20 protein-coding genes are annotated in these 22,401 nt (G+C 57.4%); 5 read left to right on the top strand and 15 right to left on the bottom strand.

What is annotated here, in order from left to right:
• Positions 1 to 7: 7 nt before the first annotated feature.
• Positions 8 to 898 carry a CPBP family intramembrane glutamic endopeptidase gene (locus GOX21_RS08175; protein ID WP_170376862.1) on the bottom strand — a complete coding sequence of 297 codons (891 nt, stop codon included), beginning with the start codon at positions 896 to 898 and terminating at the stop codon, positions 8 to 10.
• A complete protein-coding gene (locus tag GOX21_RS08180; RefSeq protein ID WP_170376864.1) occupies positions 891 to 3,998 on the bottom strand; it encodes an ABC transporter transmembrane domain-containing protein in 3,108 nt (1,035 codons plus the stop codon). Before GOX21_RS08180 ends, GOX21_RS08175 begins: the two co-directional genes overlap by 8 nt.
• Positions 3,999 to 4,239: 241 nt before the next feature.
• Here GOX21_RS08180 and GOX21_RS08185 point away from each other — a divergent pair, with 241 nt between their 5' ends.
• The 3 genes from GOX21_RS08185 (at position 4,240) to GOX21_RS08195 (ending at position 6,972) form a co-directional block, all read left to right on the top strand.
• Positions 4,240 to 5,001 carry a DUF6478 family protein gene (locus tag GOX21_RS08185; RefSeq protein ID WP_170376866.1) on the top strand — a complete coding sequence of 254 codons (762 nt, stop codon included), beginning with the start codon at positions 4,240 to 4,242 and terminating at the stop codon, positions 4,999 to 5,001.
• 11 nt (positions 5,002 to 5,012) lie between these two features.
• Positions 5,013 to 5,366: a hypothetical protein gene (locus GOX21_RS08190; protein WP_170376868.1), complete on the top strand. Its 354-nt coding sequence runs from the start codon at positions 5,013 to 5,015 to the stop codon at positions 5,364 to 5,366.
• Between the two features lie 79 nt (positions 5,367 to 5,445).
• Positions 5,446 to 6,972, top strand: a complete 1,527-nt coding sequence (locus tag GOX21_RS08195) for an MFS transporter (RefSeq protein WP_170376870.1) — start codon at positions 5,446 to 5,448, stop codon at positions 6,970 to 6,972.
• 43 nt (positions 6,973 to 7,015) lie between these two features.
• On the opposite strand, the gene GOX21_RS08200 is transcribed toward GOX21_RS08195, so the two are convergent.
• The 7 genes from GOX21_RS08200 to GOX21_RS08230 form a co-directional block, all read right to left on the bottom strand.
• The gene (locus GOX21_RS08200; protein ID WP_170350038.1) at positions 7,016 to 8,356 is read right to left on the bottom strand and encodes a S41 family peptidase; all 1,341 of its coding nucleotides are present in this window, start codon (positions 8,354 to 8,356) and stop codon (positions 7,016 to 7,018) included.
• 6 nt (positions 8,357 to 8,362) lie between these two features.
• The gene (locus GOX21_RS08205; RefSeq protein WP_170376872.1) at positions 8,363 to 9,493 is read right to left on the bottom strand and encodes a murein hydrolase activator EnvC family protein; all 1,131 of its coding nucleotides are present in this window, start codon (positions 9,491 to 9,493) and stop codon (positions 8,363 to 8,365) included.
• On the bottom strand, positions 9,490 to 11,007 hold the full coding sequence (gene gpmI / locus GOX21_RS08210; protein WP_170376874.1) for a 2,3-bisphosphoglycerate-independent phosphoglycerate mutase: 1,518 nt from the start codon (positions 11,005 to 11,007) through the stop codon (positions 9,490 to 9,492). Before gpmI ends, GOX21_RS08205 begins: the two co-directional genes overlap by 4 nt.
• Before the next feature lie 88 nt (positions 11,008 to 11,095).
• The gene (locus tag GOX21_RS08215) at positions 11,096 to 12,784 is read right to left on the bottom strand and encodes a sulfatase-like hydrolase/transferase (RefSeq protein WP_170376876.1); all 1,689 of its coding nucleotides are present in this window, start codon (positions 12,782 to 12,784) and stop codon (positions 11,096 to 11,098) included.
• A gap of 64 nt (positions 12,785 to 12,848) precedes the next feature.
• A complete protein-coding gene (gene nqrM, locus GOX21_RS08220; RefSeq protein WP_170350034.1) occupies positions 12,849 to 13,091 on the bottom strand; it encodes a (Na+)-NQR maturation NqrM in 243 nt (80 codons plus the stop codon).
• 15 nt (positions 13,092 to 13,106) lie between these two features.
• On the bottom strand, positions 13,107 to 14,132 hold the full coding sequence (locus GOX21_RS08225) for an FAD:protein FMN transferase (protein WP_170376877.1): 1,026 nt from the start codon (positions 14,130 to 14,132) through the stop codon (positions 13,107 to 13,109).
• 66 nt (positions 14,133 to 14,198) lie between these two features.
• Positions 14,199 to 14,384, bottom strand: coding sequence for a hypothetical protein (locus GOX21_RS08230; protein WP_170361640.1), 186 nt, complete (start codon positions 14,382 to 14,384; stop codon positions 14,199 to 14,201).
• Positions 14,385 to 14,509: 125 nt separating this feature from the next.
• Between GOX21_RS08230 and GOX21_RS08235 the strand changes: the two genes are divergently transcribed.
• Positions 14,510 to 15,034, top strand: a complete 525-nt coding sequence (locus GOX21_RS08235; protein ID WP_170350031.1) for a CBS domain-containing protein — start codon at positions 14,510 to 14,512, stop codon at positions 15,032 to 15,034.
• A gap of 74 nt (positions 15,035 to 15,108) precedes the next feature.
• Here GOX21_RS08235 and nqrF read toward each other — a convergent pair whose 3' ends face one another.
• The 6 genes from nqrF to GOX21_RS08265 are packed head-to-tail and all read right to left on the bottom strand — an operon-like array spanning position 15,109 to position 20,981.
• A complete protein-coding gene (gene nqrF, locus GOX21_RS08240) occupies positions 15,109 to 16,332 on the bottom strand; it encodes an NADH:ubiquinone reductase (Na(+)-transporting) subunit F (protein ID WP_170350030.1) in 1,224 nt (407 codons plus the stop codon).
• A 10-nt stretch (positions 16,333 to 16,342) separates the two neighbouring features.
• Complete coding sequence (gene nqrE, locus GOX21_RS08245) at positions 16,343 to 16,951, bottom strand: NADH:ubiquinone reductase (Na(+)-transporting) subunit E (protein ID WP_170350029.1); 609 nt, start codon at positions 16,949 to 16,951, stop codon at positions 16,343 to 16,345.
• Positions 16,951 to 17,604, bottom strand: a complete 654-nt coding sequence (locus GOX21_RS08250; protein WP_170350028.1) for an NADH:ubiquinone reductase (Na(+)-transporting) subunit D — start codon at positions 17,602 to 17,604, stop codon at positions 16,951 to 16,953. Before GOX21_RS08250 ends, nqrE begins: the two co-directional genes overlap by 1 nt.
• Positions 17,604 to 18,431, bottom strand: a complete 828-nt coding sequence (locus GOX21_RS08255; RefSeq protein WP_170376879.1) for a Na(+)-translocating NADH-quinone reductase subunit C — start codon at positions 18,429 to 18,431, stop codon at positions 17,604 to 17,606. The genes GOX21_RS08250 and GOX21_RS08255 overlap by 1 nt, the downstream gene beginning before the upstream one ends.
• Positions 18,424 to 19,632 (bottom strand): NADH:ubiquinone reductase (Na(+)-transporting) subunit B, encoded by a 1,209-nt coding sequence (locus GOX21_RS08260; RefSeq protein WP_170350026.1) that lies wholly within the window; start codon positions 19,630 to 19,632, stop codon positions 18,424 to 18,426. The genes GOX21_RS08255 and GOX21_RS08260 overlap by 8 nt, the downstream gene beginning before the upstream one ends.
• A 5-nt stretch (positions 19,633 to 19,637) precedes the next feature.
• Positions 19,638 to 20,981: a Na(+)-translocating NADH-quinone reductase subunit A gene (locus GOX21_RS08265; RefSeq protein ID WP_170376882.1), complete on the bottom strand. Its 1,344-nt coding sequence runs from the start codon at positions 20,979 to 20,981 to the stop codon at positions 19,638 to 19,640.
• Between the two features lie 288 nt (positions 20,982 to 21,269).
• On the opposite strand from GOX21_RS08265, the gene GOX21_RS08270 reads away from it, so the two are divergent.
• A complete protein-coding gene (locus GOX21_RS08270; RefSeq protein ID WP_170376884.1) occupies positions 21,270 to 22,385 on the top strand; it encodes a THUMP domain-containing class I SAM-dependent RNA methyltransferase in 1,116 nt (371 codons plus the stop codon).
• Positions 22,386 to 22,401 lie beyond the last annotated feature (16 nt).

Raw genomic sequence — 22,401 nt, forward strand, 5'->3', positions numbered from 1 at the left:
AATGCAATCAACGCCTGAGCGCAAGACGTGCAGTTAACCAGCTGACAGTCATTACCGCAAAATCAACGAACAGCCATTGCCGTAACGAGCCGGTTTCGGACATGTCGTAAGGCAGCAGATACAATGCCAACCCGCTTAACGTTTCAGGCAGCGAAATGAACAGAAGCGCGACCGCATTGTTCAGAAAATGCAATGCAATAGCAGGTCCTAATGTTCCCGACCTTGCGGTCAAATCCGCCGCCAGCAGGCCGAAGATACACGCCCAAATGGCCACCAGAAGGGCATTCTCGCCGGTGACACCGGGCGCATAATGCCCTGCTGCGAACAGTACCGAAGGTACTCCCATCCAGATCGCCGGAGATCGGAATCTAGCCGCCAAGCATTGCTGGATATAGCCGCGAAACAGCACTTCTTCGGCGCTGGTCTGAATCAGGACCGCAATCACCGACACTGGCAGCAAAAGCAACCATGTGGACAGGGCCAGGTTTTGCGTCAGCGTCTCACCCATACCATAGGGTGGCAGGGCCGCCATGATCAGGCCCAGAATCACCAAGGCACGCAGGACCATCCAGAATTGTTGCAATAACAGGCGGCGCGGGCCAAGGATCGCGGCCAGAGACCGGTGCTGCATTTGACGGGCGGCGATAGCCACGCCCAGCGTCAGGAAACCGAAACTCAGCAGCAGAATCAGCGCGGCCGACGTTGAGGTTCCGTGCAAAAGACCCTGCGCCTGATCTGGTTGAAGCAATTGCCCGATAAAGGCAAACAACACTGCGTTCAACGTCACATAGAGAACAAGAACAATACCCAGACCCGCCGCGAGGCGCCACAGTTCAGGCCGCGCGCGCGCGTCACCCACAAGCCCCTCATGGGCGGCATATGCGTTCGGGTCAGGCATTGTTGCCAGAGCTTTCACCTTCGATGGATTGTGGGATTTCGGGGAACACCTCAGATGCGTGTTGGATGGTGTTGATCCTTGTGGACAACGTGGTCAGATACCCGGCAACGGTTTGCAGCAACTGAACCGCGACCGACGCATCGCTTTCGATCACAGCGCGCAATTCCTCTGCTCCGATGCGCAGGAACGTACAATCTGTGGCCGCTGTCAGATCCAATTGACGGACATCGCCGGTGATAATTGAAAGATCGCCGATCAACCGACCGGGTTCAATGATCGATATAGTGCGCGTGCCACCGCTTTCATCGGTCCAGTCCAGATTGGCCTGCCCCTTGATGCACAGATACGCCGCGTCGGGTGCCTGCCCACGGGAAAAGATCATCTGCCCCGACGCAGCCTCGTACCATTGTGCCGAAAAGGCCAGCAGCCGCTGATTGCGCGCATCCAGCCCCGAAAACAGCTCGGTCGAGGATATGATCTGCAGCTTGCGACTCAGATCAGCCGAGGCCCCGTCTTCGTGGTGGGTTTGGGTGCGCGAGACACCGTCAATCCGACCATCCTTGATCTCGATGAACAAGTCATAGGCCTCAGGGTGCGCAAAATGATCCTCCATGAAGATCATGATCGAGTCGGGCAACAATTCGCGCAGCCGCAGACGTGTACGCAGACGGCTTTGGGAATCGTGGCTGGCCAATGCCTTGTCGAGGATCAGGATATCGGGACGTTTGATCCCCGCGCGGGAAAACGCCGCGCGCTCTTGAAACACGGTTGGCAGGTTGTTTCCGCCCAGCCCGGTCGGTAGATCGTACAAAGTCGACGCAGCCCGACGGCGCAGACCAGCCTCGTTCACGGCCTGAGCAACGACATCTTCGATCTCATCGGCATGGGCTCCGGCCATCAGGGACACCCGGCCATAAATCGCATTCTCCATCACCGTCAGGCGCGGGATGTAGCTGTCGGGCGACAGCGGCACGAACATACCATCCAGCGCCCCACGCAGCCGTTCGGCCTGATCCTTGCGGATGGACAGAATCTTGTCCTTGTATTCCTCGGGGAAGTCCGGGCCGATCTGCTCAGCGGTCAGCAGAAACGGCAGCGTCAGCAGCAAAGCGCGCTCATCCTCTGAAATTCCGTTGTCTCCTCTCGACTTACGTCGATCCTTGATGTCGAGCAGACGGTGATACATGTCCTTGGACATCCCCAGACGCAGGAACAGCGGGTGATCGGTGCCGTCGCGACCAAAGGCCTGATCCAATGTTTCCATCACGGCGCTGGCCATGGACATAGCGTCATCGGCAAGATCATGCATCCCAAGCATGTTCTTGAACCGCCGATCATCCGCCATAGACTCGGGCGTGATATCCCGAGACGGGGTCGCATAGAGCAGGTTACCCCCCAAAGGAACAGCCGGGTTAAAACGATCCGGGTCGAACCGGTAAACGTGTTGGTCCAGCCCTTTTTCCTGCAGCTTTTCCGCAATCGTCCCCCGCAGGTTGACCACGTCCTGCGCCAGATCGGGATGCAAAATGGGATCAAATTGTGTGCGCAGGGTACGGCGCAGCATAAGTTCGTCAGTACCCATCGCTTCGACCAGTTGGAACCACCAGGCGCGAATGTCATCAACATCGTCCAGCCCGGCAAGCCCCGGATCAATCCATTCATCCGTCAGCGAATCCGTCGGATTTCCGGCGCGGGCAGCTTCGATTTGCCAGCGAGTCGGCGCCACGGCGGCATCGGCCTCATGCTGAGGATGCGGACGCAGGGGCATCAACAGATTGTCGCCCAGCGTGCCGTCGAACAGATAGGGCCGCGAATAGGCATAGCCGATCCGGGCCGCAATCACGACCTGATGCAGGTCTTTCAGATTGTGACCCGCCATGATCACGTCGCCCTGCACCGGCAGGACTTCGCGGGTCAGGACCTGCGCCAGCGCATTTCGTTCCGCGGCATGGGTCGATTGGATGGCGACCCGCGCACCCTTGGGAATGGTCAGGTCGATATCTTCCAGAATGGTCTTGCCGTCATCATCGCGCACGGTGATGTTTCGCAACTCAATATCGCCCGTCAGATGCGGAATAGTCTCGGGCTCACCCACGAACAGATTTTCAGGGATCATGTTTGAAGGCGCAAAGCGTTCGGTCACGACCTCCCACCGCAGGGACATGTCCTGTACCTGATTGTAGTAGGTCAGCAGGTCCTTCCACGGGCCGCTCAGATCCTTATAGGCCCCAAGTGCAGCAACCAGCGCCCCGACTGTCACCTCACCAGTGATCGCCAGATAGCCGCCTACCGAATAGAACAGAAACGGCGTCATCTGCGTAATCAGGTTGTTGAGGAACTTCATGAAGAACTTTTTGTTGTAGATCTTGAACCGGATCTCGAACAAAAGCCCCAAACGATGACTGAACTGCGCCTGCCGATATCGCCAGCCGCCATTGGTGCGCAGATCGCTGATCCCAGCCGCACTTTCGCCAATTTCTGAACTGAGGTTGCGGACCTCTTGAATACGTTCCTTGTTCAACAGGTTGATCTGGCGTTGCAACTTTGGAATCAGCCAGGCCTGCAGAGGGATCAGAGCCACACTGGCAAGGCCGAACCAGACGCTCTGCATGAACAGGAAAGTGACGATGGTCATCATCTGCCCGAACTGGAAAACCGGCTGCGCGATCGCGTCGCCCATCAGGCCACCCATCGGTTCGGCCTCAGAGGTGATCATCGACACCAGCTCACCCTGGCTGGTGGTGGCGAAATAGGATTTCGGAAACCGCATCGTGCGATGGATCAAAGTGAACCGCAAACGGCGCAACATGCGTTCAGCAAGGATGCCCTTCATCGTGTTGATGCGCATTTTCATCAACCCGCTGGCAATCACGGTTGCCAAAAAGGCGAAACACAGGATCAACAGATACTGCACCTGCGTTACCGAGAAGCCCAGGAAAGTCACAGTATCACTGGGCGCGCCAATGGCCCCGTTGATGATCTGCTTGGGCAACTCCAGCGAGGCATAGAGGAACGGGAATGACAGAACCGTCAGAAACAGCAGCACAAGCTGTTGTTTCTTCGAATGTTTCCATATGAAAGCGAATAGAGTGGGTTCCATGCCCCGGCCTTGCCTCAAATCTATTGGATGCGTTTTCGGATGATCCACTGCAATCAGGTATCAGACGGTACGCACTGACCTTTACGATTGCAAGAATGGCTGGGCTAACAGGTTTCAAATCGATTGCCCATCCGCCCCGTTAGTCACAAATTCGCGAGATTTGCCCCCCAGTATCGTTTATTCTCCTTTAAACCCTGCGTTGTCTTTGACTAAACAGGGTCACACTTTGAATGATGGGGCCATGGGCAGACTTCTGGATCGCTATATTCAACGCCGCGCCGTCGAACGCTGGCGTCAGGCCCTGCGTGGTGCGTCTGCTGCGCCTGAACCGCAACTGCGGCAACAGCGTGATGATGCGCGCAAGCTGCGCACGCATCTGCAGTTGCTGATTCATGAGGCCGACAGCCGTCTGGCCCGACCTCGAATTGGGTCGACCCAATTCCCAAAACCCCTTGGCACCGATTGGTGCTGGCGACCGGATCTGTGGCGCGGGCCATTGGCGCGTCCGGGTGTGGCCTCGGCCGCACGAAAGGCGCAGATGGACCGGCAGGTGACCTTGTTCCACGACTGTTCCCTAGCCGAAATAGCAATGCGGCAGACCCGGAATTCCCGCGACAAGGATCTGGCCGCATATGGGATGACAGTTGAAGTGTTCGGGTTTTCCGGTTCTTTCCTGTCCCTGTCTGTGGAATTGCCCTACGAGGCTGCTCAGGGCCTGACCAAACAGCATCTCATGCGTGTGGATACCCTGATCGAGGCCGAGCAGCCGCTTGAGATATTCGCCCGTCTCAACATCCAGCACGGACCCAACGCTGAACAGGTTCTGCGCAAGCTGGACCTGTCTGCAAGCTCCTGCTCAGTCGATTTCGATCTGGCACATTTGCCCTTGAATGAGTCGCGGATCGAGAAGATCTGGCTGGACCTGATCTTTGAAAACCCGCAGATGAATCGCGTTTCCCTGCGCGATCTGACCTTCTGCCGCCACCATCGCGCCGATTTGTAAGAGGTCCGGCCATGACGCAACCGACATTGACACCCATCCGGTTCGAGAACGGCCTCTGGCAGGGTCACCTGCAAGCCGAGGTGGCGGTTGAGGTTCTGTACTTGGGCGAACCTTTGGAAGACGTGCGCGTGACACCAGCAGATGACGGATGGGCACTGACTGTCCCTGTACCCGTGAAGGCACTGTCCGATGGCGTGCATTGCTTTGTCATCGTGGACGCAGGCACGTCCGAAAAACTTGGCGATTTTACCATTATCGCAGGCGCCCCGGCAGCGGATGATCTTCGCGCTGAGGTCGAGCTGCTACGCGCGGAACTGGATATGCTGAAACGGGCATTTCGGCGGGCGCAGAGCGTGGGCGAATAGCCCGTATAGGGCCAAGTCCCTATCTTTTCATCAGAATCCCGTGCATCCTTGAGCGACCCGCAGCAACTTGGGCAAGCTCATGGATCGCAGCAGCATCATTAATCTCATCGCCCTGATGGTGACGGGGTTCGGGATCGGCATCGACTTTACCGGCGCGTTGATCCTGATTCCGGCTATCGAAAACGGTTTCGACGCCGATATCACCAGCACCCAATGGGTTTTGAACATCTATGCCCTGTTCTTTGCCATGACGATGGTTGCCGGAGGGCGGCTTGGCGACATGTACGGGCACCGCAAGATGATGCTGATCGGCCTGTCGATCTTTCTGTTTTCCTCAGTCATGTGTTTTGTATCGCCTAGCCTGGATTTTCTGATTGTCTCACGAGCATTACAGGGGATCGGGGCGGGATGTGTCTGGCCCTGCACGCTGGCCTACGGCGCCACCAAAGTCTCGCGCCCTGAACATCGCGCCATGATCATGGGGCTTATTTTGGCAGGCGTCACATGCGGTAACGTCATCGGCCCGCTGATCAGCGGTACGGTCGTGAACCTTGGGGATTGGCGGCTGTTTTTCCTTGCAAACGTGGTGTTTGCGACCATTTCGATGGTCACCGCCCTAGTGTTGATGGAGCGCGAAACCCAGCACAAAAAAGGCGAACACATCGATGTCGCAGGTATGGGTGTACTGTCTTTGGCTGTCCTGCTGTTGCTTTATGGGTTGGACGTGGGTGCAGATTGGGGCTGGACTTCATCGCCGTTGCTGATGCTGTTCTTCGTCTGCGCTGTTCTGTTCGTCTTGTTCCCACAAGTGGAAAAACGAGTGAAAGAACCCCTGTTGCTGCCCCAGATGATGGCGAACAGAGAATTTCGCATCACACTGGGCCTGAACATGTTCAATGTCTCAGCAGCGTTCGTAGGGTTGATGTATTTCCCCCAATACATGCAAAAAGTACTGGGCTGGTCGACATTGCAATCTGCATTCGGGTTGGCCCCGCTTACTGTTCTGCTTGCCGTGGGGTCCATCTTGTCGGGCAAGCTGTACAACGATTTCGGCCCCAAACGGCTTTTGTTCTGGGGTTACCTGTGCGCCACTATCGGTGCGGCCAGTGTTGTCGTGTTGCCCGCAGGGTTGGGCTATTTTCAGATTCTGCCCGGTATGGCGATGATTGGGTTGGGGGCCACGCTGACGGTTGGCCCATCAGGCACCGCTGCGGTTTGCGCGGTGAAACCGGAACGGGCCGGGTTGGTCGGCGGGCTAAGTTTTATGACTCACCTCGTCTATGGTGCCATCTCGGTGGCCTGCGCGACCGCGATCATGTATCTGGCCAGTCTTCGTAGCCTGGGCGAACGTCTGGCGACCGCCGGGATTGATATGTCGGAATCCGATCAGCGGGCCATCAACGGCGGGACGCTGACCACATCCTCTGCACGCGCGATCATGGACAAACTGGGCACGGCCGAAGCCGAAAAGGTCAAAACCGCCATCACCGCAGCGTTTGACACCGGCATGAACATGGCGTTCATTTTCGCCACTGTGTCAGTATCTGTCGGCGTCTTATTGGCGATGTTGCTGGATGAGGAAAAGCTGCACAAAGTGGAAAGCTGATCCACCAAAGAAAAAGGGCCGCCTGATTGGCGGCCCCGTTGGTTTACTGCGACGGCCCGTTCGGGTTGAAGGCCGACAAACCTTTGAGGATATCAATGGCATAGGCCATTTGGTAATCCTCTTCCCGAAGCTCGGCTGTGGCTTCGGCCCGGGCGCGGTCTTCCTCGATCTGACGAATCTCATCTTCGCTGAGGCTGTCATTGTTCAGGCTGCCTCGCAGGTCGGCTTCAGACCGGGCGGGACGGTTCGAATCTTCCTCTTCCGAATCCGGCACCGGGCGCGGTTGCTCGACAATGATGTCGGGGCTAACGCCAAGCGCCTGGATCGAACGACCCGACGGTGTGTAATACCGCGACGTAGTCAGGCGCATGGCCCCGTCGCCACGCAGCGGCATGACCGTCTGAACAGAACCTTTGCCAAAGCTTTTGGTGCCGACCACGATGGCGCGGCGGTGATCCTGCAAGGCCCCGGCAACAATCTCGGACGCCGAGGCCGAACCCCCATTGATCAGAACCACAATCGGCTTGCCTTCGGCCAGATCGCCTGGGGTTGCGTTGAACCGCTCACCCTCGCCCGGATCGCGGCCACGTGTAGACACGATCTCACCCTCGTTCAGGAAGGCATCGGAAACCTTGATCGCCTGCGTCAGCAGACCGCCCGGGTTGTTGCGCAGGTCCAGAACAAAGCCATTGACCTTTTCGATGCCACCAGCCTCTTCGATCTGTTCGTTCAGCCCTTCCTGCAGGTTGGGGAAGGTCTGGTCGTTAAAGGTGGTCACTCGCAGCACGACGCTGGTGCCTTCGGTGCGGGCACGCACAGCGGTCAGCTTGATCGTGTCGCGAATGATCGTGACGTCAAAGGGTTCCTGTTCCCCTTCGCGCACGACCGTAATCACGATTTCCGAACCCACAGGTCCGCGCATCAGATCCACCGCCTTGTCCAGCGTCAGGCCCAGAATGCTTTCGCCATCGACATGGGTTATGAAATCCCCAGCTTCGATCCCAGCCGCATCCGCCGGGGTGTCATCGATCGGAGAGACGACTTTCACAAAGCCCTCTTCCTGCGTGACTTCGATACCCAGCCCGCCAAATTCGCCGCGTGTCTGCACGCGCATCTGTTCGGCATCGTCAGGCGACAGATAGCTGGAATGCGGGTCCAGCGATGTCAGCATGCCATCAATCGCGGCTTCGATCAGCTCCTCGGGCTCAACCTCTTCAACATATTGCGCACGTATGCGTTCGAAAATGTCCCCGAACAGATCAAGCTGCTCATAGACGCTGGCCTTGTTCTCAGCCTCTTGTGCCAACAGGGGTCCTGCGATCTGAGTAGTTGCGAGTATGCCTGCCACGGTTCCGGCCAAACCGGCCATCACAAATTTCTTCATATGTATTTATCCATCCTTGCTGGTCCGAAACCACGATTCCGGGTCCACGGGGCTGTTATCCTGTCTTACCTCTATATAGAGCGTTTCTGACCGGTCAGTTCCAGTGCCATCACTGCTTGTTGACAAAATAGCGCCGATTTCGGGCGTTTCACCAGGCATCAAGCCGACCGGAGTGCCCTCGGGGATCACCTGACCGGGGTTGCCGTAGACCTCTTGCAGCCCCGAAAATACGAATAAAAGACCGGGTTGAGGCTCTAAGATGACCAGATTCCCCAAATCCAGCAGCGGCCCGCGATAACGTATCGTAGCCGCAGTCGGCGATGTCACAATCGCGCGTGGACGTGTGCCCAGCACCACACCCGGGCGCTTGACCCCTGCTGCATCCGTGTCACCAGCGCGGTGCAGCACAACACCCTGAGCGGGCAAGGCAACTTCACCCTTGCGCTGGGAAATATCCGCGTTGGTTTCAGCAATCTCCCCTTCTGAGATTTCCGACAGTCCACTGGCAAACCCTTCCAGCGTTTCTGTGGACGAGATCAGGATCGCCGTTCGAACCGGATCTTCGACAAAACGCACCGGCAAATCGGTCCGATCTGCTATGGCGGTACTGAGCTTCGTGCGCGCGGTTTGCACGCCGGTCAGACCTTCGGTCAGAGTATCAGCGGCGCTTTGTTGTAGCTGCCGCAGGGTCTGAACCTCTTGCAGGTCGTGGGCCAGTTCTTGCGCGCGAGCGTTCAAACCTGGCGTGACCTCGGACAGCATCATACCTGCGCGGGCCGATCCCAACGGGCCAGAGGGGTGCAGCATCAGAACCGGTGGCGCGGTTGTTTCGATGGTTTGCAACACGCCCAGCAACTGCGCGATTTCATCCTCGCGGCTGCGCAATTCAGTGGTCAACTGTGCCTCGCGCGTGGCGGCGCGGCGCAGGCCCTCGCGCATGGCGGTCAGACCGGCCTCATAGGCCTGAATGGTTTCGGTCAGGGCACGCACGCGGTCACGGGCGCTGTCGGCCTCGGTCAAAGCGACGGATGCATCTTCCAGCATTTGCGCCGCATTCAGCGCCGCTGTGGACGGGTCGGTCTGGGCGTGGACCGGCGTCGCAAACAGCACTGCCCAAAGAAGCGCGCGCAAGGTCATAACAACAGACTCTTGCCGGTCATTTCGGGTGGCTGTTCAAGGCCCATCAACTGCAACAGGGTCGGTGCCAGATCGGACAGACGCCCATTGCGCAACGTGGAACCTTCCGGCCCACCCACCAGCGCCACGGGCACGGGATTCAAGGTATGCGCGGTGTGCGGTCCGCCGGTTTCGGGATCCACCATCATTTCACAATTGCCGTGGTCGGCAGTGATGATCATCGCACCACCTGCCTTTTTCAGCGCGGCAACCACCTGTGCCAGGCCCTGGTCCACCGCCTCGCAGGCTTTGATTGCGGCTTGAAGATCACCGGTGTGACCCACCATATCGGGGTTGGCATAATTGGTGACGATCAAGTCGTACCCGGCCTCGATCGCCTCGACAAACTTGGCGGTAACCTCGGCCGAGGACATTTCGGGCTGCAAATCATATGTCGCCACTTTTGGTGACTTCGGCATATAACGATCTTCACCCACTTCGGGCGTTTCTTTTCCACCGTTGAGGAAAAACGTAACATGCGGGTATTTCTCGGTCTCGGCCAGGCGGAACTGACGCAGCCCCTGTTTGGCGACCCATTCGCCCAGCGTGTTCACGATATCGCGCTTTGGGAACACGGTTGTCATATAGGCATTGTGACCGTCCGAGTATTCCACCATCCCCAATAGCGCAGACAGGTGCGGGCGCGGACCGGTGTCGAAATCAGAAAAATCCGGCTCGCCAATCGCGCGTAGAATCTCGCGCGCCCGATCAGCGCGGAAGTTGAGGCAGAAAACACCATCGCCATCACTTACGCCGTCATAGCCTTGTAGAACCGTCGGCACAATGAACTCGTCGGTTTCCGACTGGTTGTAGGCGTGATCAATCGCGCCATGCGCTGTGGCCGCAGTCCGCCCCTGCCCCTTGATCATCGCCTCAAAGGCCTCACTGACGCGTTCCCAGCGGTTGTCGCGGTCCATCGCGAAATAGCGCCCGCTGACAGTCACAACGCGCGCATCTTCGGGCAGTCGGTCCTCAAGCTCGGCAATGTAGGTGAAAGCCGATTTCGGGGCCACATCGCGCCCATCCGTGATCGCGTGCAGCGCGACAGGAACGCCCGCATCGGTGATGGCTTTGACCGCTGCGATAATGTGGTTCAGATGCCCATGCACCCCGCCATCCGAAACCAGCCCCATCAGATGCGCTGTACCACTCGCGGCCTTCACCTTGGCGATGAAATCCTGCATGGCGTTGTTGTCGAAGAATGAGCCATCTTCGATCGCCAGATCAATCTGACCCAGATCCATGGCCACGATGCGGCCCGCGCCAATATTGGTATGACCGACCTCGGAATTGCCCATCTGACCGCTGGGCAGGCCAACATCGGGCCCGTGCGTTATCAAAGTGGCATGCGGCCCGTTGGCCATGATTGCGTCGAACGTAGGGGTATTGGCCAGATACGGCGCGTTGGCTTTGGTGTCCTCGGACAGGCCCCACCCATCGAGAATGCACAGGACAACGGGTTTGGGGGCGGTCATTATAGCTCTCCGGATTTCTGCTCTTGGTCGATCTTTTACCGCCTGACCATCGGCGGGTGAACCGCCTTTTGGCCTGTGGTGGGCAGATTTAATGCCGGGGCGGTTTTTCCTTGCCGATATATTCGGTGAATGGCCGAGCCTTGCGCCCCCGGTACTTGACGGTCAGATCCAGCGGAGCATCGTTTTCGTCATAGACCCCGACAACAACACCCCTGCCGCGGCTTTTGGTCCGCATATCGATCAGTTGTTGTTCCGAGCGCGTGGTCCGTTGCGATGCGCGGCGCGTCCACGCGAAAAGGTAATCGTACATACGGTCGATAATTTCGGCATGATCCGCGCTTTCACCAAGATCGATCAACTCGTCCGGGTCGTTTTCCAGATCAAACAGGATCGGCCGGTGGCCACCTTCACAATGGATCAGCTTCCACTTTTTGTCGGCAACCATGAACATCACCGCATCCCGGACCGAGGCGTTCAGCATATCGGCAATCGGTGAGGCCGAATAATCATATTCACAGATTACCACATCGCGCGCGGTCTCTTCCTGCTGCCCGTATAGGATCGGCAGCAAGGAATGCCCTTCGAGGATGTGCAAAGGCGCATCGCCCCCCGCAACCTCCACAAAAGTCGGGGCAAGGTCGATGGATTCGACCAGCGCATCACTGACAGTGCCGCGCGTGGCGTCGGCCTCGGCTGACGGGTCGTAGATGATCAGGGGCACTTTGGTCGAGGCGTCGTGGAAGAAGGTCTTCTCCCCCATCCAGTGATCGCCCAGAAAATCCCCATGGTCCGAGGTCAACACGATCATCGTATCGTCCATCCGGCCGGTTTTCTCCATCCAGTCGAACAGACGGCCTATCTGGTCATCGGCCTGTTTGATCAGGCCCATATAAGCGGGGATCACCGCCTCACGCACATCCTGACGCGAGAATGCCTGGCCGATCTTCGTGTCCATAAAGGCCCGCAGCACCGGGTGGGCTTTTTGGCGCTCGACCTCGGATCGAACCACAGGCAGCACATGTTCGGGACCATACATCGAGGCATAGGGCTCGGGCACGATATAAGGCCAATGCGGCTTGATGAAGCTCAGGTGACAACACCATGGGCCGTCCTGCGATTGCATAAAGTCTATTCCGCGACCCGTCAGATACGGGGTTTCGCTGTCTTCTTCGGCTATATTGGCGGGTTCGGGGGAATTCTTCAGGAACCAGCCCGACAGGACGTTGCCATCCGCATCCAGCCCCGAGTTGGCAAAGTCGTGCCAGGGGTTGTCGCTCTCATATCCTTTGGCACTGAGGTATTTGTTGTATTCCCTGGCCCCGTCCGGATCGTAAAACCCGTCGGGCCCCTCGGGACGCATCCCATCATCGCGTTCAAACACGTCAAAGCCGCATTCTGCCACGCGGGCACCGATCAGGCTGTCGGGTTCCAGCCCCAGCCGTGCCATGCCTTCGGCATCCGCACGCATATGGGTTTTGCCGACCAGCCAGCACCCCATCCCGGCCTTGCGAAGATGATCGCCCATCGTCATCTCGCCCACTTTCAACGGGATGCCATTCCAGGACGCACCATGCGAATGCACATAGCGCCCGGTATAGGTCGACATGCGTGAACTACCGCAAATGGGGGACTGGATAAAAGCCCGGTCAAACCGCACACCCCGCGCGGCCAAACGATCAATGTTCGGAGTGTGCAGATGCGGATGGCCGTAGCAACTCAGATAATCCCAGCGCAGCTGGTCGAACATGATGAACAGAATGTTTTTGGCTTTGGCCAACGCGGCACCTCCCCGATAGTCAGGGACTTAGTTAGCCAATTCCCGGCCCGCAGCGAAGCGTAATTTATGCTTCGGCCTGCCGCTCCATCTGTTCCAGCATCTTCTTGGCGCGTTTGCACTGCAACTGATCACGCAGCGGGCTGTCAGGATCAATGTCTTTGTGGCAGACCACACATTTGTCCGCGCCGGAGATCGCGTTCAGGCCACCACAACTGCCTTTGATGGTTTTGCCCATCAGCATAACACCCAACGACATACCTACCATCACAAGGGCAAGCAGAATAAAGGCCAGAATAAAGGTGCTCATTGTGGTACCTACCAGTCAGTTGGTCTCAAGCGCGTCTTTGAACGCGGTGCTGTGTACCGTGATATAGGCATCTTCGCCACCCGTCACATCCCGCGAGATGAAATACACAGCAAGTTTATGTTCTTCGGCCAGCTCAAGGCCCTTTTTCTGCCCCAGCGCAAGCATTGCGGTTGCCCATGCATCCGCCATCATAGCGTTTTCAGCCAGAACAGTCACCGATGTTGTCCGATGCGTGATCGGGCGCCCGGTTGTTGGATCGATGATATGCGAATACCGCACACCGTCTTGTTCAAAGAAATTCTTGTAATCGCCCGAGCTGGCCATGCCCAGATCGCTCACCGACACAATCAGCTGATAGGTCTGCGCTCCCGCTTGTGGTTTTTCGATACCGATGCGCCAGGCCTCGCCCTTGTCGTTCTGCCCCATGGTGACCAGATCGCCACCGATCTCGACCAGATAATCTTCAATCCCGGCGTTGCGCAGGGTCTTGGCCACCGCGTCGATACCATAACCCTTGGCAATAGCGGACAGGTTGATCCCAACACCGGGTTCAGATTTGGTCAGCGTTCCCGCCTCGGCATCCAGAGTTAGCAAACGCCCCTGCCCCACGCCGTCGAGTGCTTTCAGAATTTCGACATCCGAAGGCACCGGGTCTTCCGGCTTGCGGGGCCCAAAGCCCCACAGTTCGATCAATGGTCCAAGGGTGACATCAAAGGTGCCGCCGGTTTTCTCATGCACATCATTCGCGGCGGCCATCACCTGTGCGAAATCTGCGGAAACCTGCACCGGTTCGGTGCTTGTCGCGGCGGAAAAGGTCGAGACCTCGGAATTTGGGTCCCAGTTGGACATCTTGGCGTTAACGTCTGCAAGAGTTTCTTCGACCGCCACAGCCAGCGCGTTTTCGTCCAGGTCCTGGCCAATTGCGGTGATGTTGAAGGTTGTTCCCATCGTTTCACCCGATAGGCGAACCACCTCTGGCTCTTTGTCGAACAGACAGCCGGACAGCAAAGTGACGAAGGCCAAAACTGGCACAAGACGCATGGGGCGATCTCCTGGAAAATCAGTGTCCGGCATATGCCAGCCACCCCCGCCAGAGTCAAATCGACTTCACAGTTTCAGCGGCAAAAAGCCCAGTACCAAAAGGCCAATTCCCGCCGGCACACCAAACAGCCAGGCCCGTTTCTGCCATCCCGGCGGCTGCTGTTTCCACGTCTTGCGGAAATTATGGCCGCACACGACCACCACAAAGAAAATCAAGGCAGCCACCGGCGGGGTAAGATACAGGTCGTTCAAAGGCTTAAGCGTCCTTTTTTTGATGGGGGTTTCTGCCGATCAGCGCAATTGCACCCTATACAGGTCGTTTAGCTGCGCTAAGGTAAAAGGGAAAGACTTTGCAAGAACCATGAAGGAGATTGCCCATGGCCCCGACCTCTTACCAAGCCCCCAAGCGCGGTGACAAGGCTGACAAGACCACGTACAGCCAATCGACGGAATCGAACTTGTCGCATGCGCAGACAACTGTGGCCAAGCTGATGGATGGTAAAGGGGATGCGGTGTTTTCGGTCCGCCCGAACGATACGATCCATTCGGTGGTCAATACGCTGAAGGAAAAGCGGATTGGGGCGGTGCTGGTGACCGACCAGAACGGCACATTGCAAGGCATCCTGTCCGAGCGCGACATCGTACGGCGCATGGCGGATACGCCCGGCCAGACGTTGCCTCAAGCGGTCGAGGATCTGATGACCCGCGAGGTCAAGACTTGTTCGCCGGACGATCTGCTGGATGATGTTCTTAAAACCATGACCGACGGTCGGTTCCGCCACATGCCAGTGCTTCGCGATGGCAACCTGTGCGGCGTGATCACCATTGGCGATGTGGTGCATTTCCGCCTGAAAGAGCTGGAATACGAGGCGCTTCGCATGAAGCAGATGATCGTCGGCTAATGGCTTTGATCTAGAAGGCCAGCAACCTTGCGGCTTAAAAAAAACCGGCGCTGAATGCGCCGGTTTTTCGTTTCCTACCCGCCGAAATCGTCGAGCATAATGTCTTCGCGGTCCACACCCAGATCCAGCAGCATGTTGATGACCGACTGGTTCATGATTGGCGGGCCACACATGTAAAACTCACAATCTTCGGGCGCGGGGTGGTTTTTGAGGTATTCCTCGAACAGCACATTGTGGATGAAGCCGGTATAGCCTTTCCAGTCATCCTCGGGCTGCGCATCGGACAGGGCCACGTGCCATTCGAAATTGTCGAACTCTTCGGCCAGCGTGTCGAAATCCTCGACAAAGAACATCTCTTTCTTGGACCGCGCACCGTACCAGAAACTGATCTTGCGGTTACGGTTCTCAAGACGCTTGAGTTGATCAAAGATGTGGCTGCGCATCGGGGCCATACCGGCACCACCACCGATGAAAACCATTTCTTTTTCGGTCTCACGTGCGAAGAATTCGCCGAACGGACCCGAAATGGTGACTTTGTCGCCTGGTTTCAGATTGAAGATGTACGACGACATCTGACCCGCCGGAATACCTTCGGAACCCGGAGGCGGTGAAGCAACCCGAACGTTCAGCATGATCATGCCTTTCTCATCCGGATAGTTGGCCATCGAGTAGGCGCGTTCGATCGGTTCATTTACCACAGATTCGTACTGCCACAGATTGAAGCGATCCCAATCCTCGCGGTATTCCTCTTCGACGTCGAAATCGGTGTATTTCAACTGGTGCGCGGGGGCTTCGATCTGGATGTAACCACCGGCCCGGAAATTTACATCCTCACCCTCGGGCAGGTCCAGCGTCAGCGCCTTGATGAAGGTCGCCACGTTCTCGTTCGACCGAACGGTGCATTCCCATTTCTTGACGCCAAAGACCTCTTCGGGGACTTCGATATCCATGTCCTGTTTGACCGCAACCTGACAGGACAAACGATCGCCGCATGCGGCCTCACGCTTGGTGATGTGACTTTCTTCGGTCGGCAGGATCGACCCGCCACCCGAATGCACCTTGACCCGGCATTGCGCGCAGGTGCCGCCACCGCCGCAGGCTGATGGGACAAAGAGCTTCTCAGCCGCCAGCGTTTGCAGCAACTTGCCGCCTGCGGGCACCGAGATGGTTTTTTCGCCATTGATAGTGATGTTCACATCACCGGTGGATACAAGTCTGGAGCGTGCTGCCAGAATGATCGTTACCAGCGCGATAACGATCAGGGTAAAGAGGACGACGCCAAGGCTAAAAGTTTCCATTCGTCCCTCCTTACAGTTTCACGCCCGAGAAGGACATAAAGGCCAGCGCCATCAGTCCTGCGGTGATGAAGGTGATCCCCAGACCCTGCAGGCCGTCAGGAATATCCGAATATTTCAGCTTTTCCCGAACCCCTGCCATCGCGGTGATCGCCAGCGCCCAGCCAAAGCCCGAAGACAGACCATAGGTCGCGGCTTCGGCAAAGTTATAATCGCGTTCCACCATGAACAGCGAACCACCCAGAATTGCGCAGTTCACCGTGATCAGCGGCAGGAAGATCCCTAGCGCGTTGTAGAGCGGCGGAAAGTACTTATCCAGGATCATCTCTAGGATCTGCACCATCGCCGCGATCACACCGATATACGAGATAAGGCCAAGAAAGGTCAGGTCCACATCCGGGAACCCGGCCCAAGCCAGCGCGCCCGGTTTCAGCAGATAAGTCAGCAGCAGGTTGTTGGTGGGCACGGTGATCGCCTGAACCAGCATCACCGAAATGCCCAGACCCAGCGCGGTCGAAATCTTCTTGGAAACGGCGATGAAGGTACACATCCCCAGGAAGAAGCTTAGCGCAAGGTTTTCGACAAATATGGCCTTTACGGCCAGTGAAATCAGACCTTCCATTAGTGGGCCTCTACCTGCTGAATTTTGTATTCACGTTCTTCAACCTGGCTCGGCTTCCACGTGCGGAAGGCCCAGATGATCAGACCGATGATGAAGAACGCCGATGGCGGCAGCAGCAGCATGCCGTTGGGCACGTACCAGCCACCATTGTTGACGGTTTGCAGAATGGTCACGCCAAACAGCGACCCCGCCCCGAACAATTCGCGGAAGAAACCGACCAGCAGCAGGATCAGGCCATAGCCCATCCCGTTGCCCAATCCATCGATGAACGATGCGACCGGAGGGTTCTTCATCGCAAACGCCTCGGCGCGGCCCATCACGATACAGTTGGTGATGATCAGACCGACAAACACCGACAGGGTTTTCGAAATCTCAAAGGCATAGGCCTTGAGAACCTGATCCACCAAGATCACCAGCGAGGCGATGATCACCATCTGCACGATGATCCGGATCGAGCTGGGGATCTGGTTGCGCAGGCACGAGATAAAGAAGGACGAGAACGATGTCACGAAGGTCACCGCCAGTGCCATCACGAACGACACCTGCAGTGACGAGGTCACCGCCAAAGCCGAACAGATGCCAAGCACCTGCAGGGTGATCGGGTTATTGTCGACAAGCGGGTCGACCAGCATTTCTTTCTTGGTCTGGGACATCAAATCTCTCCTGCTTGCAGTTTGGCCAGGAACGGAGCGAAGCCCGCATCACCCATCCAGAATTTCACCAGGTTATCGACACCAACCGAAGTCAGTGTGGCACCGGCCAGCGCGTCGACGTAAAAGTCGGGGCCAGCTGCTGGTTGCGATTTCGCAACGGTAATCTGCAGATCACCCGCGTCATCACGCAGCTTCTTGCCGCTCCACAACGCTTTCCAGCGGGGGTTGTCCACCTCGGCCCCAAGGCCCGGCGTTTCACCATGCTGATAGAATTGCAGGCCGTAGATATCGTTGCCGTTGTTTTCCAGCGCGATAAAACCATAGAGCGTGGACCACAGACCATAGCCGTGCAGCGGCAGGATCACCTTATCCAGATCACCCGCATTATCTCGCAGCAGGTAAATCACACGATACTTAGCTTTGCGGCCGATCCCGGCCGGGTCGTCGTCCAGCGCAACGCTCAACTCAGGATCACTTGCGGCTGCGATGTCGTCAAAGGTGGCCGGATCAAACTGGTCATCGACGAATTCGCCAGTGGACAGTTCCACAACATGCGGCTCAAACGCGGCGAAGGCTTCGGTCACGTCGGCGCCGGGTTCATAAACACCCGCGACCTGCAGGACATTGATCTGCTTGTCCTTCAGCTTGTTCGCTTCTTGCACGGGGCGCAGACTTACAGCAGCCGAGGACACGACCATCGAGGCGACAAGGCAGACAGCGACGGCGATAAAGATCGTCTTGCCGACCGAATCCGGCGAGGCTGCCAGGAACTTGGCAATCGCCCCCTTGGGTGCCTCGTTATTGTCTGGGGATTGCGTATCAGACATGGCGACGCGCCCTCCGTTTGATGTTGGCCTGAACGACGAAATAGTCGATCAGCGGTGCAAAGACGTTGCCGAACAGAATGGCCAGCATCATGCCTTCGGGGAAAGCCGGGTTAATCACACGGATCATCACAACCATGACACCGATCAGCGCGCCATAGATGTAGCGGCCCAGATTGGTGTGGCTGGCCGAAACCGGTTCGGTGACCATGAAGGCCAGACCAAAGGCATAGCCACCAACGACCAGGTGCCAGTACCACGGCATTGCAAACATCGGGTTAGTGTCCGAACCGATCAGGTTCAGCAGCAGGGAAAAGACGATCATGCCCCCCAGACAGCCAACGATCAGGCGGAAGTTCGCAATACGTGTCACCAACAGGAAACCCAGGCCAATCAGACAGGCCAATGTGGAAGTTTCGCCAAAGCTGCCCTGCATGAAGCCCATGAAGGCATTCCACCAGGTCAGACCCTCAGCCGCCAGTGCCTGATAGCCTTCGGACGCCGAAACCGACAGCGCCGTTGCACCGGAAAATCCGTCAACCGGGGTCCAGACTGTATCGCCCGACATATTCGCCGGATAGGCAAAATACAGGAAAGCACGCCCGACCAGAGCGGGGTTAAGAAAGTTCTTACCGGTACCGCCAAACACCTCTTTGCCGATAACCACACCGAAGATGATGCCCAATGCCACCTGCCACAGCGGGGCGGATGCGGGCATGATCAGCGTGTAAAGCATTGAGGTTACGAGGAAACCTTCATTGACCTCGTGCCCACGCACGGTGGCGAAGATCACCTCGAAAATACCGCCCGCAACCAGTGTGACAATGTAGATCGGCAGGAAATACATCAATCCGTGCATCACGTTGGCGAAGATGCTGGACGGGTCCAGCGAAATGCCAAATGCCTGCAGGATGGCGATACGCCAGCCAGTTGCTGCATCCGGGCCAAGGGCTGCAATTGCACTGTTGGCTTGATAGCCAGTATTCCACATCCCCCACAGGATACAGGGGATCGTCGCGATCACGACATAAGTCATGATCCGCTTCATATCTATGTAGGACCGCGCGTGCGGTGCGACGGTGGTAACGGTTTTCGGAGTGTAGATAAAGCTTTCTACCATCTCGTAGATGGGGAAATACTTCTCGTACTTGCCGCCTTTGGTAAAGTTCGGCTCGATCCGATCGAAGAAGCTGCGCAAACCCATTTGGATCAGCCCTCCTTTTCAATCTTGGTCAGGCAGTCGCGCAGCGCCAGCCCGTATTCATATTTTGCCGGACAGGCAAAGCCGACAAGGCCCAGATCCTCTTCGTCCAACTCCATCGCACCCAACGCTTGGGCGCTGTCAGTATCCATCACTAGCAGCGCGCGCAGCAGTTGTGTTGGCAGATAATCCTGCGGCATCAGCCGCTCAAACACACCGGTCGGCACCATCGCGCGGCGACCGCCGTTCAGGTTGCTGGTGAACTTATAAAGTTTGTGCGAAAATGCCGAGCCCAGCACCGGTTGAACTGAGTATTTCGACGGCATCGGACGAATCCAGCCCATCGGAATTTGGTCGTGATCTTCGCGGATGATGCTGATCTGACGCGCGAAACGTCCCAGATATGCGGTTGGTCCTTCAGCCTGAGTACCCGACAGGATCGACCCCGAAATGATGCGCGGAGTGCCATCCACGTCGATCTCGTCGTTGGTCAAATCGTCGGTCGAAGCACCCATGACGGTGCGGATCAGACGCGGTTGACGCGCGCCCGGGCCGCTGAGTGCGATCACGATGTTCGGATCCAGATGACCGGACTGCATCAAGCGACCAATGGCGATCACGTCCTGATAACCGATGGTCCAGACCTGCTTGTCCCCCGCCAGGGGTTCAAGGAAATGAATATGCGTCCCGGCCAATCCGGCGGGATGCGGGCCCGAGAAAGCCGCAGCTTCGACCCCCGGCACTTCCGCGCCCGGAATGGCGTCGCCTTCCTTGTGGCACAGATAGGTCTTGCCTTCGGTCAGCTTGGTTATTGCGGCCAAACCGGCTGCAAAGGCCTCACCGGCATCGGCAATGATTACGGCCGCGTCTGCCGCCAACGGTTCACTGTCCATGGCGGTGACGAAAATCGCGGCCGGAGTGGTACCCGGCATCGGCAATTTCGAATAGGGCCGGGTACGGAAGGCGGTCCAAAGACCGGCCGCGCACAGCTTTTCCGTCACGCCTTCGGCACTGTCCGCATTGCCCACACCCGAGAAATCAATCCCTGTATCGTTCGGGTCCGAAACCTCGATCACGACGCTTTGCAATACACGGCGCGCACCGCGATTGATTGCCACGATCTTACCACTCAGCGGGGCGACCATCATCGCCTCGGGCGCATCCTTGTGGCAGAACAACGGCGTACCGCGCTGAACCGCGTCACCTTCCTGCACCAGCATGCGCGGTTTCAGGCCCAGGTAATCCCCGCCCAACACCCCAACGGATTTAAATTCAGGTCCCGGCTGGATGGTTTGATCCGGCGCGCCTTGCACCGGCAGCTCCAACCCTTTTTTCAGTTTGAAAGTTTGCATGTTGCTACTGTCTTCCAAGCCTCTTTATCTGCGCCGGTTAGACCAACACTTTAACAGTGTCGGACAATAACGCAGGATTTTTTAACAGTCGTCGCAAAAGCGTCGAAATGCGTCCAAATTCCGCGGGCGTAACTCCGATTTGGGCTCCTTTACGCGGGGATGATGCTAAAAGCAAACCCGTTGCCGCCAAAATCACACAATGATTTTCACTTTCCTTTGAAATGTTTCCATTTTAGCGCCCAAAAATTGCTGGTCGCGCCCAGTGCCCTTCCAGTGTAAGCACGCCCAATGGAACAGACGCGCGAATTTGAGATTTTTCTGGTGGCCACCCCCGGGCTTGAGGCGCCTTTGCAGGCCGAAGCCGTCGAAAAGGGATTCGCAGATGCCAAAATTGTACCCGGCGGGATAAGCTGCCATGGCGGTTGGCCCGAGGTTTGGCGAGCAAACCTGTGTCTGCGCGGCGCCAACAAAGTACTGGTCCGGATGGGCACATTTCCGGCAGTACATTTGGCGCAGCTCGACAAGCGGGCGCGCAAGTTCCCCTGGTCCGATTTTCTGCGCACCGACATCCCGGTCAAGGTTGAGGCGACAAGCCGGAAGTCCCGCATCTATCATGCCGGGGCCGCCCGCCAAAGGGTCGAGCGGGCGATCTCCGAAACGCTGGGTGCGCCCATTTCATCCGACGCCGGGCTCCGCGTGTTGCTGCGCATCGAAAAAGACATTTGCACCTTCTCGGTCGACACCTCAGGTGAACCCTTGCACAAACGTGGCCACAAACCGGCGGTGGCAAAAGCCCCGATGCGCGAAACCATGGCTGCAATGTTTCTGCGAGAATGTGGTTTTGATGGATCTGAGCCTGTTTTGGACCCAATGTGTGGCTCAGGCACGTTCGTCATAGAAGCAGCCGAGATCGCAGCCGGGCTGAATCCAGGCCGATCCCGCCGTTTTGCCTTCGAAGACCTGCACGGATTCGATTCGCGCGCTTGGGCCGAACTGCGCAAAGACGGACCGTCGGTAAACTTGGACACTGTCTTTTACGGCTCGGACCGGAATGCCGGGGCCGCCGAGGCCGCCGCCACCAATGCCGATCGAGCTGGGGTTGCCGCACACACCCGGTTTCAGTGCCGGTCGGTCAGTGACATCAAGCCGCCACCGGGCTCCACGGGTCTGGTCATCGTCAACCCGCCCTATGGTGCAAGAATCGGGGACGAGAAACGCCTGCGCTCTCTGTACGGCAGCCTGGGCAAGGTTCTGATGTCGCGGTTCAGCGGCTGGCGGGTGGGTATCGTGACCAGCAATCAATCACTAGCCCGGGCCACGCGCTTGCCTTTGCTCCCTGCCGGGCCAGTCGTCGATCACGGTGGCACGAAAATCCGGCTGTACCGCACAGATCCCCTACCCTAATTGCTAATGCAGCGGT

The sequence above is a fragment of the Ruegeria atlantica genome (assembly GCF_013032005.1).
Lineage (GTDB): Bacteria > Pseudomonadota > Alphaproteobacteria > Rhodobacterales > Rhodobacteraceae > Ruegeria > Ruegeria atlantica_A.

Coding starts and splice junctions, on each gene's coding strand:
- GOX21_RS08175 (WP_170376862.1), bottom strand. CDS start 898: ATGCCTGACCCGAACGCATATGCCGCCCATGAGGGGCTTGTGGGTGAC.
- GOX21_RS08180 (WP_170376864.1), bottom strand. CDS start 3,998: ATGGAACCCACTCTATTCGCTTTCATATGGAAACATTCGAAGAAACAA.
- GOX21_RS08185 (WP_170376866.1), top strand. CDS start 4,240: ATGGGCAGACTTCTGGATCGCTATATTCAACGCCGCGCCGTCGAACGC.
- GOX21_RS08190 (WP_170376868.1), top strand. CDS start 5,013: ATGACGCAACCGACATTGACACCCATCCGGTTCGAGAACGGCCTCTGG.
- GOX21_RS08195 (WP_170376870.1), top strand. CDS start 5,446: ATGGATCGCAGCAGCATCATTAATCTCATCGCCCTGATGGTGACGGGG.
- GOX21_RS08200 (WP_170350038.1), bottom strand. CDS start 8,356: ATGAAGAAATTTGTGATGGCCGGTTTGGCCGGAACCGTGGCAGGCATA.
- GOX21_RS08205 (WP_170376872.1), bottom strand. CDS start 9,493: ATGACCTTGCGCGCGCTTCTTTGGGCAGTGCTGTTTGCGACGCCGGTC.
- gpmI (WP_170376874.1), bottom strand. CDS start 11,007: ATGACCGCCCCCAAACCCGTTGTCCTGTGCATTCTCGATGGGTGGGGC.
- nqrM (WP_170350034.1), bottom strand. CDS start 13,091: ATGAGCACCTTTATTCTGGCCTTTATTCTGCTTGCCCTTGTGATGGTA.
- GOX21_RS08225 (WP_170376877.1), bottom strand. CDS start 14,132: ATGCGTCTTGTGCCAGTTTTGGCCTTCGTCACTTTGCTGTCCGGCTGT.
- GOX21_RS08235 (WP_170350031.1), top strand. CDS start 14,510: ATGGCCCCGACCTCTTACCAAGCCCCCAAGCGCGGTGACAAGGCTGAC.
- nqrF (WP_170350030.1), bottom strand. CDS start 16,332: ATGGAAACTTTTAGCCTTGGCGTCGTCCTCTTTACCCTGATCGTTATC.
- nqrE (WP_170350029.1), bottom strand. CDS start 16,951: ATGGAAGGTCTGATTTCACTGGCCGTAAAGGCCATATTTGTCGAAAAC.
- GOX21_RS08250 (WP_170350028.1), bottom strand. CDS start 17,604: ATGTCCCAGACCAAGAAAGAAATGCTGGTCGACCCGCTTGTCGACAAT.
- GOX21_RS08255 (WP_170376879.1), bottom strand. CDS start 18,431: ATGTCTGATACGCAATCCCCAGACAATAACGAGGCACCCAAGGGGGCG.
- GOX21_RS08260 (WP_170350026.1), bottom strand. CDS start 19,632: ATGGGTTTGCGCAGCTTCTTCGATCGGATCGAGCCGAACTTTACCAAA.
- GOX21_RS08265 (WP_170376882.1), bottom strand. CDS start 20,981: ATGCAAACTTTCAAACTGAAAAAAGGGTTGGAGCTGCCGGTGCAAGGC.
- GOX21_RS08270 (WP_170376884.1), top strand. CDS start 21,270: ATGGAACAGACGCGCGAATTTGAGATTTTTCTGGTGGCCACCCCCGGG.